The following is a 13,576-nucleotide window of genomic DNA, read 5'->3' as shown; positions in this document are numbered from 1 at the left end:
TCCTCCTCGGCCTCCCCCTCGCCGAGGTAGGCGGCGCGCACGAGCGGGTCGGCTTGCACGTCCTCGGGGGTCCCGACGGCGATGATCCGCCCGAAGTCGAGGACGTGGATGCCGTCGGAGGCGCTCATCACCAGGCCCATGTCGTGCTCGACGAGGAGGATGCCGAGGCCGGTGGCGGCCAGCTCGCGGAGCAGCGCCGCCAGCTCCGTCGTCTCCTCCTCGTTGAGGCCCGCCGACGGCTCGTCGAGCAGCAGCACGCGGGGCTTGGTGGCGAGGGCCCGGGCCACCTCGACGAGCCGCTGGGTCCCGGTCGGGAGCTGGTCGACCCGCTCCCCGGCGACCGAGGCCAGGCCGACGCGCTCGACGAGCTGGTCGGTCAGCGCCCCGGGCCGGAACCGCTCCCGCGACCACCCTCGCCGCATCTCGGCGGCGACGAGGACGTTGTCGCGCACCGACAGGGTGCCGAAGGTCTCGAGTCGTTGGAACGTCCGCGCGATGCCGAGCCGGGCCCGCTTGTGCGGCCGCTCGGTGCTGATCTCACGCCCGTCGAGCTGGATGCCGCCCTCGTTCAGGGGCTGGAGCCCGCAGATGGCGTTGAAGAGCGTGGTCTTGCCGGCCCCGTTCGGTCCGATGAGGCCCGTGACCTGGCCCGGCGGGACGTCGAGCGTCACCTCGTCGAGCGCCTTCAGGCCCCCGAAGCTGACCGACACCTCGTGGCAGGACAGGAGGCTCATGACGCCGTGCGGATCACCCAGTTCCGAGATCGAGCTTGAAGTTCACGACATTGCGCTTGGTGCAGTCCAAGGTCCCGGGCTTCGTCGGGAACTCCCGCACGTACTTCCCGTTCTTCACCTGGACGATCATGTAGCAGTCCGACGGGACCCGGCCGCCGATGTTCGTGGTGCCGAACATCCCGTCGCCGTTGAAGGCGGTGAGGTTGTTCAGCGCGCTGAGCAGGGCCTTCCGGGTGAGGCCGTTCGTGCCGCTCTGCTTCACGACCGCGTTCGCCGCGTCGCGCAGCGCCAGCCCGGCGGCGAAGCCGTCGGCGGCGAAGCCGTCCCGCTCGTCGGCGGGCGTGTACTTGTCGAACGCGGCCACGGCCTTGTTCGCCTTCGGTTCCTCGAAGGGCAGGAAGCCGAGCGAGATGTGCTGGCCCTCGACCGAGGCGCCGCCCTGGGACAGGAACTGCGGGTTGTAGCACTGGACGGTGCAGGACCAGAGGATCTTCGGGTCGGTGACCCCCTGGAGCGCCGCCTCCTTCCGCAGGTCCACGGTCTGGCTGTAGGCGAGCTCGACCTCGGCGAAGTTCGAGCCCTTCGACTTCATCGACTGCGCCGCGGGCGTGTAGCCGCTCTGGGGCGCGAGCGCGGAGATCGAGGTGGCCAGGTCGGCCTTGACCCCGAGGTTCTGGAGCGCCGTCCCCGTCACCTGGTTGGCGTCGTGGGCGCTCTTGAGGTCGCCCGTGTAGAGGTAGACGCCGTGGAGGTTCTTCCCGAACTTCTTCGCGTAGTAGAAGTACCGGCCGGCGTTGGCCTGGTAGGTCTGCGGGTGCTGGGCCCTGGTCCCGCAGACGATCTGGGGCGGGTTGATCGGGAACGAGGTCGGCGAGCACTGCTGGACGATCTCGGTGGCCACGACCGGGATGTCGGGCAGCCCGGTCGTCTGGCCGCTCTGGTCCTTGCAGGAAAGCAGGTCGTCGACGTTGTTCAGGAACAGCGCCGAGGTTCCGACGAGGGCGAAGTCCTGGCTGCAGGCCCGGATGACGGCGTTCCGGGCCTCGCTGTTGCTGAGGTGCGAGTCGATGAAGTCGACCACCACCTTGCGCCCGCCGATCCCGCCGAGGGAGTTGATGTAGCTGGCGAAGGACCGGACCCCCGCGACCGAGCCGCGGAAGAGCCCGGGCTGGAGGGTGTTGTCGACGTCGGCGACGACGGCGATGTGGATCTCGCTGCTGGTGACGCCGACCTCGGTGGCGGTGGGTGGCGGCCCGGCGGCGGCCCGGCCGCCGCTGGAGGCGGCCACGGCGGCGGTGGCGCTCCCGACGCTGGCGAGCGCGACGACGGTCAGGATGGCCGTCCACCGGAAACGTCTCACGCTGATCCCCCCTGTGCCCGGGGCCCCGCACGGGCCGCTCGCGCTGTCGGCGCCGAGACGGGCCGCAGTCTTGTCGGAACTGAAACGTGTTGCAAGGCACCCCGGTCACAGGTCGCCGAGCGCCGCCCCGAGCGCGGGGACGGTCCAGCGGCCGTCCCGCTCGACCGTCCGCCCGTGGTGCCAGCCGTCCATCACCCGGACCTCCCCGCCCCGGACGTACAGCACCCGACCGGTCGCGGGGCAGGCCTCGCTGACGAGCCAGGCGACCACCGGCGACACGTTGGCGGGGTCGTAGACGTCGAAGGCGGCCGGGTCGGCGGGGGCGCGGACCACGTCGGCGATGCCCGCGACCTCCTCGGTCATGCGGGTGCGGGCGACCGGCACGATGGCGTTCACCCGCACCCCGTACCGGCCGAGCTCCTGCGCCAGGATGACGGTGAGGGCGGCGACCCCGGCCTTGGCCGCTCCGTAGTTCGTCTGGCCGACCGACCCGAGCAGCCCCGAGGTCGACGAGACGTTCACGACCGCGGCGCGGACCTCCTCGCCGGCCTTCGACCGGTCGCGCCAGTGCCCGGCCGCCCGCCGCGTCGTGCAGAACGTGGAGCGGAGATGGCCGCGCACGACCGCGTCCCAGTCGTCCTCGGTCATGTTCACGAACATCCGGTCCCGCAGGATCCCGGCATTGTTGACGAGCGCGTCGAGCCGGCCCCACCCGTCGACCGCGGCGGCGACGGTCCGCTCGGCGCCGTCCATCGTGCTGACGTCATCGGCGGTGGCGACCACCGCCGCCCCCCGGGCCGCGAGCTCGGCCGCGACCGCCTCGACGACGGCGGGGTCGCCGCCGGTGCCGTCCCGCTCGGCGCCGGTGTCGTTCACGACGAGCGCCGCTCCCTCGGCGGCGAGGAGCCGGGCGTGCTCGCGCCCCATGCCGCGACCCGCGCCCGTGACCACCACCACCCGGCCGTCGAGCGCGCCCACCCCCACCCCTCAGGGATGCACGAGGCTGACGTGCACCGCGTCGTGGTCGGCGGCGCGGGCGAGCAGGGCGACGCCCTCGTCGAGGGCGTCGAGGGTGACGGTCTCCCCCACCAGGGGCCCGCGGTCGACCGCGCCCGAGACGAGGAGGGCGACCGCGCGCGCCATCGCCGTCGGCGTGTATCCCGCTCCCCCGACCAGGGTCAGCTGGCGCAGGACGATCAGGTCCGAGACCAGGCCCTCGACGGGGCGGAAGTGCTTGAGCCCGGCGAGCAGCACCGTGCCGCGGGTCCGAGCCAGCTTCAGGGCCAGCGGGACCGTCGCGGTCGCGACCGCGGCGAGGTCCATCACGACGTCGGCCATCCGGCCGTCGGTCAGCTCGGCGACCCGGGTCACCGGGTCCTCGGCGTCGACGTCGACGGTCGCCGCCGCGCCGAGGTGGCGGGCGGCGTCGAGGCGGACGGCGTCGTCGCCGGTTCCGGTCACGACGACGCGGGCCGCCCCCGCCGCGAGCGCGGCGACGAGACAGGCCAGGCCCTGGTGGCCGGGCCCCTCGACGACGACGGTGTCGCCGAGCGCCACCCCGGCCCGGCCCACCCAGTGGACGGCGTTGGCGAGCGGCTCGAACATCGTCAGCTCCGCCGCGGGGACGTCGTCGGGCACCCGGTGCAGGTTCGTGCCGGGCCGCACCGCCATCAGCTCCCCGTAGCCGCCCCACAGCCCGGGCCCGTCGTCGACGCCCATCGTGTAGCCGTAGACCTGCATGGCGACGCAGTCGGGCTCGCCGGCCCGGCACGCCGAGCACGTCCCGCAGCGGAGGATCTCGTCGACGCAGACGCGGTCGCCCTCGGCGAGGCCCCAGGCCGAGGCCCCGGCGTCGGTGAGCTTCGCCACCCGCCCGACGATCTCGTGCCCGGGCACGACGGGGAACCGCTCGCCCGGGACGCCGACCCCGCCCTCGTGCTGGGCCAGGTCGCTCCCGCACAGCCCGCAGGCCTCGACGCGCAGCACCGCGCCGCCGGGCGGCGGGTCCGGCTCGGGGAAGCTCCGCACCTCGTGACGCGAATCACCGGTGAACACGCCGGCCCGCACGGTGCTGGTCACGGCCGCGTCCCCGTCGCGCCCAAGGGACCTCCCCCGTACACTGCGCGTGGCTCACGCCGCAGGGGATCATGGCACTTCCGGACCACGCGCTCACCGCTCACCCCGACGAGGTGGTCGAGGTCGCGGACGAGTCGCCCGAGGCGCTGTGGGGGCTGCTCGACGCGCGCGGGTGGGGTGACGGCCTGCCGGTGGTCGCGCCGACCCGGGCGCGGGTCGAGGGCATGCTCGCCGCCGCGGGGGACCCCGACGAGCTGCTCGGCGTGGTGCCGCCGCGCGACGGCGCCGCGACGCTGCGCACGGTCGCAGTGAACGCGGTCCTGGCCGGCTGCCCGCCGTCGGTGCTGCCGGTCGTCGCGGCCGCCGTCCGCGCCCTCACGCGACCCGAGGTGAACCTGCGGGGGGTGCAGGCGACGACGCACCCGGTGGCGCCGCTCGTGATCGTGCACGGGGACGCGGTGGAGCGCGGCGGGTTCAACGCCGGTGTTGGCGCGTTCGGTCCCGGCCACCGCGCCAACGCCACCGTCGGCCGCGCCGTGCGCTTCGTCCTGCTGCACGTCGGCGGGGCCCGACCCGGCGCCGGCGACGCCGCCACGCAGGGCCAGCCGAGCAAGTACACGTACTGCGTCGCCGAGCACGCCGCCGCCAGCCCGTGGCCCGCGTACCACCGCAGCCGCGGCGTCGACGCCGCCAGCGCGGTGACCGTCGCCTGCGGGGAGAACCCGCACAACGTTCACGACATGGAGAGCGACGAGCCCGTCCGGCTGCTGACGAAGGCCGCCTCGGTGATGGCGACCCTCGGGTCCAACAACGCCTGCATCTCCCAGGGCGAGTTCTTCGTCGTGCTGGGCCCGGAGCACGCGGCGACCATCGCCGCGCACGGCTGGTCGCGGGGCGACGTGCAGTCGTTCCTGTACGAGCGAGCCCGGCGGCCGCGGGGCGAGCTCCGCCGCGCCTTCGAGGCGGTGGCGTGGGCGCCGTGGCTGGCGGCCATCGAGGACGACGACGCCCTCCTCCCGATGACCGACGATCCCGACAACGTGCGGGTCCTCGTCGCCGGCGGCCCCGGCAAGCACTCCTGCGTGATCCCGAGCTGGGGCATGACGAGGAGCGTCACGGTGGCGGTCGAGCCATGACCCGCGCCCTCGAGCTGCTCTCCCCCGAGGGGGCGGTGGCGCCGACGCCGGCCGCCGCCGCGCCGGCGGTGCCGAGCCTGAGCGGCCGGGCCATCGCGGTGCTCGACAACGGGAAGCCGAACGCCCGCGCCCTGCTGACCGGCATCGCGGAGCGGCTCGCCGCCCGCACCGGCGCCGAGGTGGCCATCGTCGCGGCCAAGGCGACCGCGGCCGAGCCCGCCGAGCCGGAGATCCTGCGCCAGCTCGAGGCCGCGCACGTCGTCGTGACCGGATCCGCCGACTGAGGGTCGTGCACGTCGTGGAGTGTCCACGACCTGGTGCGGCTCGAAGCCGCCGGGCGCCCGACCGTCCTCGTGGCCACGACCGCGTTCGCGGCGCTCGCCCGCCAGGTCGCGGCCGCGTCCGGGCTGCCGAGCGCCCGCATCGCGGTGGTCACGCACCCGCTCGGCGGGATCGCCGCCGCGGACGTCACGAGCCGCGCCGACGAGGCGGTCGAGGCGGTGCTCGGGCTCCTGACCGGTCACCCGTGAGGGCCGTCCGCGACTCCCCCGACGGCGTCACCGTCGTCGATCGGCCCGAGCCGGCGGGACCCGGCCGCCGCGTCGACGTCGTCGCGGCCGGGATCTGCGGCAGCGACCTGCACCTGCTCGAGCACGGCCCGCTCCCGTTCACGCTGGGCCACGAGTTCGCGGGCCGGCTCGAGGACGGCACCGCGGTCGCGATCGACCCCAGCCAGCCGTGCGGCGCCTGCGACCAGTGCCGGGCCGGCGCCCCGCACCGCTGCCGCACCGGCGCCGAGCGAGCCCTCGGGGTGGCGGTCGACGGCGGGATGGCGGAGCGCGTCCTCGTCGGCGCGACCGCCCTCGTGCCGCTGCCCGCGGGCGTGCCGGTCGCCGACGGCTGCCTGGTCGAGCCGCTCGCCGTCGCCGGGCACGGGCTGCGGCTCGCCGCCGTCGACCCTGCCGTTCGAGTCGCGGTCGTCGGGGGCGGCGCCATCGGGCTGGCGGCGGTGGCCGCGGCCCGCGGCCGCGGCGTCACCACGATCGGGCTGGCGGCACGGCACCGCCACCAGCAGGAGGCCGGCGAGCGGCTCGGCGCGTCCGGCGTCGGCGACGAGGAGTACGACGTCGTCGTCGAGGCCGCCGGCACCGACAGCGCGCTCGCGCGCGCGGCGTCGCTGTGCCGGCCGGGCGGGCTCGTCCTGCTCCTCAGCACGCACTGGAGCCCGGTCCCGGTGCCGGGGATCCCGGCGCTCATGAAGGAGCTCGAGTTCCGCTGGTCGTACACGTACGGGTGGCATCCGGGCGGGCGCGACCTCGACGACGCCGCCGCGCTCCTGGCTCGGGAACCGGAGATCGTCGCCGCGCTCGTGACCCACCGCTTCCCGCTCGAGGACGCGGCCGAGGCCTTCCGCGTCGCCGCCGACCGGGGCTCGGGCGCGATCAAGGTCGTGCTCGAGCCGTGATCGACCTGCGACTGGCGGACCGCGCCGCGCTCGTCACCGGCGCCGGCGCCGGCATCGGACGGGCGGTCGCGTCCTGGCTGGCCCGCGCCGGGTGCGACGTCGCGCTCGTGGACCGCGACGCCGCGGCCCTGGCGTCGGCCGCGGCCGAGGCCGGACGCGAGGGCACGCGGGTCGCCGCCGTGGAGGCCGACCTCCGGCGCGACGGCGCCGCCGCCGACGCCGTCGAGGCGACCGTCGCCGCGCTCGGCGGGCTCGACGTCGCCGTCAACAACGTCGGGAGCCTGGCCGGGCTCGCCCCGGCCCCGTTCCTCGACCAGGACCCGGGCTACGTCGCGGAGGTCGTGACCCAGAACCTCCTCGTGACCGCGGCGTGCTGCCGGGCCGAGGGCGCGGCCATGGTCGCCGCGCGGGTCGGCGGGGTCATCCTCAACGTCAGCTCGGGTGAGAGCACGCGCCCGGCCCTCGACCTCGCCGCCTACGGCGCGGCCAAGGCCGCCATCAACCACCTCTCGCAGACCCTGGCGGTCGAGCTCGGCCCGCACGGCGTGCGCGTGAACGCGGTGGCGCCCGGCACGACCCTGACCCCCAGCACCCGCGACGCGCTGTCGGACGACTATCTCGCCGCGCTCGTGACCTCGATCCCGCTCGGACGGATGAACGAGCCCGACGACCTCGCCCGCCTCGTCGTGGCCTTGGCCTCCGACCTCGGGCGGGGGGTGACCGGGCAGCTCGTGCTCTCCGACAACGGCGCCCACCTGGCCCGCAACCGGCCCCGCCTGGAGACGACGTGAGCTCGGCGCCGCCCGGGCTCGCCGCCGGGCTCGCCGCCGTCGCCCGCTTCCTCGGGCCCGACGGCGCCCAGGTCGTCGTGGTCGGGTGGGACGGGGCCGCGGGCGAGCTGTCGTTGCGCCTCGAGCTCGAGTCGGCCGACTGCGCCGAGTGCGTGGTGCCCCGACCGCTGCTCGACCGGCTGCTCCTCGACGCCCTCCGCGAGCACGAGCCGGCGGTGCGCGCGGTGCGGCTCGACGACCCGCGGGAGGCCGCCTGAGCGGGTCGGCGGCGCCGGTGGTCGTCGTGACCGGCGCCGCGTCCGGGATCGGCGCCGCCTCGGCGCGGCGGCTGGCCCGCGACGGCCGCGCCGTCGTGTGCTGCGACGTCGCCGACGAGGCCGGCCGCGGGGTCGCCGACGACGTCGGCGGCAGGTTCGTGGCCCTGGACGTCAGCGACGAGGCCGCCTGGGGCCGGCTCGTCGACGAGCTCGGCCGCCGCGAGGAACGGGTCGTGGGCGCGCTCCTGAACGCGGGGGTGCTGACGGCGGCCGTGCCCACCGACGTCCTCGACGTGCCCTGGACCCGGCTCGAGCGCGTGCGGGGCGTGAACCTCGACGGGGTGCTGCTCGGCGTGCGCGCCCTCGCCCCGATCATCGCCGGTGGCGGCGGGGGCGCCATCGTGGCGACGGCGTCGCTGGCCGGGCTCGGCCCCTACGAGCAGGACCCGATGTACGCGGCGACGAAGCACGCCGTCGTCGGCTTCGTGCGCAGCGCCGCGCCGCAGCTCGCGGCGCGCGGCGTGCGCCTCCAGGCCATTTGCCCGGGGGGCGTCGACACCGGGCTGCTCACGCCGGAGCAGAAGCGGCGGATCCTCGACGAGGGACGGCCGATCCTCGATCCCGCCGAGGTCGCCGAGGCGGTGGCGGCGCTGCTCGCCGCCGACGAGGCCGGCGTCGTGCGCACGATCGTCGCCGGCCGCGGCGCCGAGCGCTACGAGTTCCGGGGCGTCCCGGGGCCGAGGGGGCCCGGTTCGAGTCCCGGCTGACCCATAGTCTGCGCCGGTGACCCTGCCGCCCGACGCCCGCAGCACCTACGTCGCGTTCGATCCCCCCGAGACCGACCGCCGGGCCGGCAAGCATCGGCTGGTCCGCGAGGTGAAGCGGGTGATCGAGCTGGTCGCGCACCTCGACAGCGCCGCGGCCGACCCGACCGCGGTCGACACCGCCACCGAGAAGGTGCGCGCGCTCGCCGACACCCTGGCCGCCTTCCCGAGCCTCCACGCCTCCGGCGGGCTCGGGGCCCAGCCCGGGGCGCAGGGCGCCCTCCTCGAGCGCAGCGGCATCAGCGGGCGGAGCAACCCGCTGGCCCCGCCGGTGCAGTGGACGGTGACCGACGACGGCACCCGCGGCGGCGCCGTCTACACGCCCGCGTACGAGGGACCGATCGGGCACGTGCACGGCGGCTTCGTGGCGGCGGCGTTCGACGACCTCATGGGGGCGGCCCAGGTGGCGTCGGGACAGGCCGGCTACACGGGGACGCTCACCGTGCGGATGATCCGGCCGACGCCGCTGCAGCGACGGATCGACTACGAGGCCCACGTCGACCGGGTCGAGGGACGCAAGATCTGGGTGCGCGCCACCTCGTCGTGCGGCGGCGAGCTCCTCGCCGAGGCGTCGATCGTGTTCATCGCGCCGCGGGACGGGAGCCGGCCCCGCTGACGTGACGACGCGCCGTCAAGCGGGCGGCCGCCACATGACGACCCCGACGTCCTCGGCGGCGCGCACGAAGTAGGCCTCGACCGGGAGGCCGATCCGGACCGCGTCGGGGTCGCAGCCGGTCACGTTGCCCATCATCATGGGCCCCTCCTCGAGCTCGACCATCGCCACGACGTACGGCAGCTCGTCCCGGAACGGCCGCATGCCCATCTGGCGCACGACCGTGAACGTGTGCACCGTCCCGCGCCCGCGGCACTCGAGCCAGTCCGGCTCGCCGCCGCAGCGGGTGCAGAGGGCGCGGGGGTAGAACTGCCGGTGGTGGCACTGCGGGCACTCCTGGATCAGGAGCCGGCCCTCGGCCGCGGCGGCCCAGTAGGCGCCGTTCACCTCGTCGATCACCGGCAGCGGCTTCTGCCACTCCTCCGGCGTCAGGACCTCACCCATCGCGCTCCTCTCACGGGTGCTCGGCGCCGAGGATGGCGACCCCGATGCAGCTGAGCCAGCCCCCCGACCCGGCGCAGAGGGCCACCTCGCAGTCCGGGACCTGGGCCTCCCCCGCCTGCCCGCGCAGCTGGCGGGCGGCCTCGATGATCAGGAAGATGCCGCGCATCCCGGGGTGGCAGGACGACAGGCCACCGCCGTCGGTGTTGAGCGGCCACCGGCCGCCTCGCTTGAGGTTGCCGGCGGCGACGAACGGCCCGCCCTCGCCCTTCGGCACGAACCCGATGCTCTCGAGCAGGATCAGGCAGGTGATCGTGAACGAGTCGTAGAACATCAGCATGTCGACGTCATCGGGGCCGATCCCAGCCCGGGCGAACGCGGCCGGGCCGGCGGTGGCGCCGGCGCAGCTCGTGAAGTCGGGCTGCTGGCTGACGTTCCAGTGGGTCTCACCCCCGGCGGCACCGAGCACGTACACCGGGGGCTGACGCAGGTCCTTGGCCCGGTCGGCGGTGGTGATGATGAACGCGCCACCCCCGTCGGTGATCGCGCAGCAGTCGAGCTTGTGGAGCGGGTCGGCGATCACCCGGCTGTTCACCACGTCGTCGACGGTGATGGGGTCGCGGTAGATCGCGTGCGGGTTGAGCGTCGCGTACTCGCGGACGCCGACGGCGATCTCCGCCAGCTGCTCCGGTGTGGTCCCGAACTCGTGCATGTGCCGGGCCGCGTGCATGGCGTAGGAGCCGACGAGGGAGTTCCCGTAGGCCGCCTCGTACTGGATCGGCCCGCCGACGCGGGCCCCGGGCCGTTGGAACCCGCCGGTGCCGAGGCGTCGGCCCATGCGGCTGAGCTGGTCGGAGCCGTACGTCACCAGCGCCACGTCGCAGAGGCCCTCCCGGATGGCGGCGGCCAGGTGCTGGACGTGGAACTCGAACGACGAACCGCCGGTCATCGTGCCGTCGATGTAGCGGTGGTCGATCCGCAGGTACTCGGCCATGGTGACGGCGTCGTCGATCATCAGGCCGCCGCCGCCTGCGCTCACGTAGCCGTCGATGTCGGCCTTCTCGACGCCGCTGTCCGCGAGCGCGCGCTGCATGGCCTGGACGTGGTGCTGCACCCCATCCAGGTGCGGCGCCTTCGGGTAGTCGGACAGGCCGGTCCCGACGATCACGGGCGTGCGGTCCACGGGTTGCTCCCTCGCGGCCTCTGATGGTGACGGGCGTGTCAGTGAAGCACACCGGTCGCGCGGGGTGCCACGGCGGCGCGCCCGCGCCCGCCGGGCCCGGGATCGCGATCTCGGCGGGCGTCGAGCCGTCCTTCGAGCTGCGACTCCCCGACGGGCGGATCGGCGGCGCCGTGGTGCGTGACCTCGGCCAGGTCTCGACGTCGCCGCGGGTGACGATCGCCGGCGTCGGCGCTCCGCCGCTCGGCGGAACCGGTTGAGAACTTGGGGCCCAAAAAAGTATCGTGCCGCGGTGGCGAGGCCCTGTCCCTGTGGCTGCGGTCGCCAGACCGCATGGTCGCGGCGCCGGTACGCACGGCGGGCGTTGTTCCTTCGATCGCTGTCCGAGGGTCTCGAACGCTCCAAGCAGGTGACGCGACGCGATGCCTCGTTGGTGCCGGAGGCTTCCGAGGAGATCCTCGACAAGCTCATTCTCGTGGCCGTCGGTCCTGAGCGGACCTTCATGGCTCTTGCGCACGGTGCCGAACGAATCCCAGGGCGAGACATCCTCCTCCGCGACGACGGAAGCTTGATGGAGGACATCCGGAACCGTGCTCGCATGCGTGCAGTCGATAACTGGGAGGCGACGGCCATCCGCCTGATCAAGGCGTGTCGAAGGGCCGACCCTCAGCCCTTCGAGGGTTGGGCCCCCTATCGCAGGCTGCTCCCGGAGGTCGACGGCGAGGCCGCGGCGCGGGTCGCCGCCGCCATACTCGGTTTGCCGCCTCATCCCTCCTCAAACCGGTAACGGCTGGGCGCGGGATGTCGCGCTGAAGCGAGTCGCCGGCGTTGTGGTTGAGGTCGCGACCGGCCCCGGAGTTGATGACTGGCGTTGCTCGGAGAGATTCCTGAGGCTCCGACGTCGGGCGGGTCGGTGACGAGCCGCCCTCGCCTCCGCGGTCGTCGGTGATGAAGAACTCCTTGACGTCGACGGAGCCATGTGGCCGGAGCGAACGGGGGCGCGGCGCGCCCCACCGGGCCGGTGATCGCGCCCAGCGCATCTGACCCACCGTCAGGTCGGCCGTAGAGTGCGTGGCGATGGAGTTCAACCTCGCCGACCTCTTCGAGCACGCCGCCGACCACTTCGGACCTCGGGAGTATGTGGTCGCCGAGGGCCAGCGCCGGACCTACGCCGAGCTGGACGCGCGGGCGAACCGCCTCGCCCACCACCTCGCGGCGCAGGGCATCGGACCCGGGGACCACGTCGGCATCTACGCCTCGAACTCCGTGGAGTGGGTCGAGACCCTCTGGGCCGTGTTCAAGCTGCGGGCGGTCTGGGTCAACATCAACTACCGGTACGTCGAGGGCGAGCTCGCCTACCTCTTCGAGAACGCCGACCTACGGGCGCTGGTCTACCAGCGGGAGTTCGCGCCGCGGGTCCGCAACGTCCTCGGCAACCTCCCGATGCTGACCCACTCCGTGGTCGTCGACGACGGCAGCGGCGCCGACCTCGCCGGCCTGGCCTCGGTCGAGTACGAGACGGCGATGGCGAGCGGGTCACCGGAGCGGGACTTCGGGCCTCGCTCCCCGGACGACCGCTACATCCTCTACACGGGCGGCACCACCGGGATGCCGAAGGGCGTCGTATGGCGCCACGAGGACGTGTTCTTCGCGCTGGGCGGCGGCATCGACCCCACGACGAACACCCGCGTCGACCGTCCGGAGGCCCTCGTCGAGCGGGCCGAGGAGCGTGAGCCGGCGACGATGCTGCCCATCGCCCCGCTCATGCACGGCGCCACGCAGTGGTCGGTGATGGGGGGCGGCTTCCAGGGCAACAAGGTGGTGCTCGTCGCCCGGTTCGACCCGGTCCGGGTCTGGCAGCTGGTCGGCGAGGAGCGGGTCAACAGCATCATGATCACGGGCGACGCCATGGGCCGTCCCCTCGTCGAGGCCCTCGACGAGCCCGGCGCCGACTACGACCTGTCGTCGCTCGTGAACATCTCGAGCACCGCCGCCGTCTTCTCCCCCTCGGTCAAGGAGCGGCTGCTCGCCCGCCTCCCCGGCGTCGTCGTGAGCGAGGCCATCGGCGCCTCCGAGACGGGCTCGAACGGCTACACGCTCGTGCAGGCCGGGCAGGCCGAGGCCCGGGGGCCCCGCGTCACCGCCATCCTCGACACCGTCGTGGTCGACGACGACCTGCGGCCGGTGGCGCCGGGGTCCGGCGCCGTCGGCCGGCTCGCCCGCACCGGCAACATCCCGCTCGAGTACTACAAGGACCCCGAGAAGTCGGCGGACACCTTCGTCCGCGGCCCCGACGGCACCCGCTACTCGATCCCGGGCGACTACGCGACCGTCGAGGCCGACGGCCGCATCGTGCTCCTCGGCCGGGGCTCGATCTCCATCAACTCCGGGGGCGAGAAGATCTACCCCGAGGAGGTGGAAGCGGCGATCAAGTCGCACCCCGAGGTGTACGACTGCACCGTGGTCGGCGTGCCTGACGAGCGGTGGGGCCAGCGGGTCGCCGCGGTCATCCAGCCGCGCGACGCCAGCGCGCCGACCCTCGAGGCGATCCAGGAGCACTGCCGTCGGCAGCTGGCCGGCTACAAGGTCCCCCGGGAGCTGCACGTGGTGGCGAGCATCGTGCGGTCGCCGTCCGGGAAGCCCGACTACCGGTGGGCGAAGGACGTCGCCACCGGCGCCGTCTCCCCCGTCTGAAGGAG

Annotated in this window: 17 protein-coding genes; 11 read left to right on the top strand and 6 right to left on the bottom strand. The window is 74.3% G+C overall.

Translation table 11 applies throughout. From position 1 onward, the window contains the following. From VG869_03930 to VG869_03915, 4 genes are all read right to left on the bottom strand, one after another. Positions 1-734: ABC transporter ATP-binding protein (locus VG869_03930; GenBank protein ID HEV3450333.1), on the bottom strand; the 734-nt coding region annotated here is incomplete at its 3' end. 13 nt (positions 735-747) lie between these two features. Beyond that, positions 748-2,094: an ABC transporter substrate-binding protein gene (locus tag VG869_03925; protein ID HEV3450332.1), complete on the bottom strand. Its 1,347-nt coding sequence runs from the start codon at positions 2,092-2,094 to the stop codon at positions 748-750. Positions 2,095-2,199: 105 nt separating this feature from the next. Then, positions 2,200-3,072, bottom strand: coding sequence for an SDR family oxidoreductase (locus VG869_03920; GenBank protein ID HEV3450331.1), 873 nt, complete (start codon positions 3,070-3,072; stop codon positions 2,200-2,202). A 9-nt stretch (positions 3,073-3,081) separates the two neighbouring features. Beyond that, on the bottom strand, positions 3,082-4,173 hold the full coding sequence (locus tag VG869_03915) for an alcohol dehydrogenase catalytic domain-containing protein (GenBank protein ID HEV3450330.1): 1,092 nt from the start codon (positions 4,171-4,173) through the stop codon (positions 3,082-3,084). A gap of 68 nt (positions 4,174-4,241) precedes the next feature. On the opposite strand from VG869_03915, the gene VG869_03910 reads away from it, so the two are divergent. Genes VG869_03910 through VG869_03875 form a run of 8 tightly spaced genes read left to right on the top strand, consistent with a single transcriptional unit; the run spans position 4,242 to position 9,259 of the window. Next, positions 4,242-5,306: a hypothetical protein gene (locus tag VG869_03910; protein HEV3450329.1), complete on the top strand. Its 1,065-nt coding sequence runs from the start codon at positions 4,242-4,244 to the stop codon at positions 5,304-5,306. Continuing rightward, positions 5,303-5,590 carry a hypothetical protein gene (locus tag VG869_03905; GenBank protein ID HEV3450328.1) on the top strand — a complete coding sequence of 96 codons (288 nt, stop codon included), beginning with the start codon at positions 5,303-5,305 and terminating at the stop codon, positions 5,588-5,590. The genes VG869_03910 and VG869_03905 overlap by 4 nt, the downstream gene beginning before the upstream one ends. A 33-nt stretch (positions 5,591-5,623) precedes the next feature. Beyond that, positions 5,624-5,836, top strand: coding sequence for a hypothetical protein (locus VG869_03900; GenBank protein HEV3450327.1), 213 nt, complete (start codon positions 5,624-5,626; stop codon positions 5,834-5,836). After that, entirely contained in the window at positions 5,833-6,771 is a 939-nt protein-coding gene (locus VG869_03895; GenBank protein ID HEV3450326.1) for an alcohol dehydrogenase catalytic domain-containing protein, read from the top strand. The genes VG869_03900 and VG869_03895 overlap by 4 nt, the downstream gene beginning before the upstream one ends. Beyond that, positions 6,768-7,562 (top strand): SDR family oxidoreductase, encoded by a 795-nt coding sequence (locus VG869_03890; GenBank protein HEV3450325.1) that lies wholly within the window; start codon positions 6,768-6,770, stop codon positions 7,560-7,562. Before VG869_03895 ends, VG869_03890 begins: the two co-directional genes overlap by 4 nt. After that, positions 7,559-7,819 (top strand): hypothetical protein, encoded by a 261-nt coding sequence (locus VG869_03885; GenBank protein ID HEV3450324.1) that lies wholly within the window; start codon positions 7,559-7,561, stop codon positions 7,817-7,819. Before VG869_03890 ends, VG869_03885 begins: the two co-directional genes overlap by 4 nt. Before the next feature lie 17 nt (positions 7,820-7,836). Next, positions 7,837-8,586: an SDR family oxidoreductase gene (locus VG869_03880; GenBank protein ID HEV3450323.1), complete on the top strand. Its 750-nt coding sequence runs from the start codon at positions 7,837-7,839 to the stop codon at positions 8,584-8,586. Positions 8,587-8,602: 16 nt separating this feature from the next. Then, a complete protein-coding gene (locus VG869_03875) occupies positions 8,603-9,259 on the top strand; it encodes a PaaI family thioesterase (GenBank protein ID HEV3450322.1) in 657 nt (218 codons plus the stop codon). Between the two features lie 15 nt (positions 9,260-9,274). On the opposite strand, the gene VG869_03870 is transcribed toward VG869_03875, so the two are convergent. Next, positions 9,275-9,700, bottom strand: a complete 426-nt coding sequence (locus tag VG869_03870; GenBank protein HEV3450321.1) for a Zn-ribbon domain-containing OB-fold protein — start codon at positions 9,698-9,700, stop codon at positions 9,275-9,277. Between the two features lie 10 nt (positions 9,701-9,710). Then, positions 9,711-10,880, bottom strand: a complete 1,170-nt coding sequence (locus VG869_03865; protein ID HEV3450320.1) for an acetyl-CoA acetyltransferase — start codon at positions 10,878-10,880, stop codon at positions 9,711-9,713. Between the two features lie 35 nt (positions 10,881-10,915). On the opposite strand from VG869_03865, the gene VG869_03860 reads away from it, so the two are divergent. The 3 genes from VG869_03860 to VG869_03850 all read left to right on the top strand — a co-directional run bounded on the left by VG869_03860 (position 10,916) and on the right by VG869_03850 (position 13,571). Continuing rightward, positions 10,916-11,137, top strand: a complete 222-nt coding sequence (locus tag VG869_03860; GenBank protein HEV3450319.1) for a hypothetical protein — start codon at positions 10,916-10,918, stop codon at positions 11,135-11,137. A gap of 104 nt (positions 11,138-11,241) precedes the next feature. After that, the gene (locus VG869_03855) at positions 11,242-11,664 is read left to right on the top strand and encodes a hypothetical protein (GenBank protein HEV3450318.1); all 423 of its coding nucleotides are present in this window, start codon (positions 11,242-11,244) and stop codon (positions 11,662-11,664) included. A 290-nt stretch (positions 11,665-11,954) separates the two neighbouring features. Continuing rightward, positions 11,955-13,571 (top strand): acyl-CoA synthetase, encoded by a 1,617-nt coding sequence (locus VG869_03850; protein HEV3450317.1) that lies wholly within the window; start codon positions 11,955-11,957, stop codon positions 13,569-13,571. Positions 13,572-13,576 lie beyond the last annotated feature (5 nt).

The organism is Acidimicrobiia bacterium, assembly GCA_035948415.1.
Taxonomy (GTDB): Bacteria; Actinomycetota; Acidimicrobiia; order IMCC26256; family PALSA-555; genus PALSA-555.
This window is presented reverse-complemented; position numbering and strand designations above follow the sequence as displayed.

What these genes read in the sequence shown, in the direction of transcription:
- VG869_03910 (HEV3450329.1), top strand. Translation starts at nt 4,242, where the DNA reads ATGGCACTTCCGGACCACGCGCTCACCGCTCACCCCGACGAGGTGGTC.
- VG869_03870 (HEV3450321.1), bottom strand. Translation starts at nt 9,700, where the DNA reads ATGGGTGAGGTCCTGACGCCGGAGGAGTGGCAGAAGCCGCTGCCGGTG.
- VG869_03905 (HEV3450328.1), top strand. Translation starts at nt 5,303, where the DNA reads ATGACCCGCGCCCTCGAGCTGCTCTCCCCCGAGGGGGCGGTGGCGCCG.
- VG869_03850 (HEV3450317.1), top strand. Translation starts at nt 11,955, where the DNA reads ATGGAGTTCAACCTCGCCGACCTCTTCGAGCACGCCGCCGACCACTTC.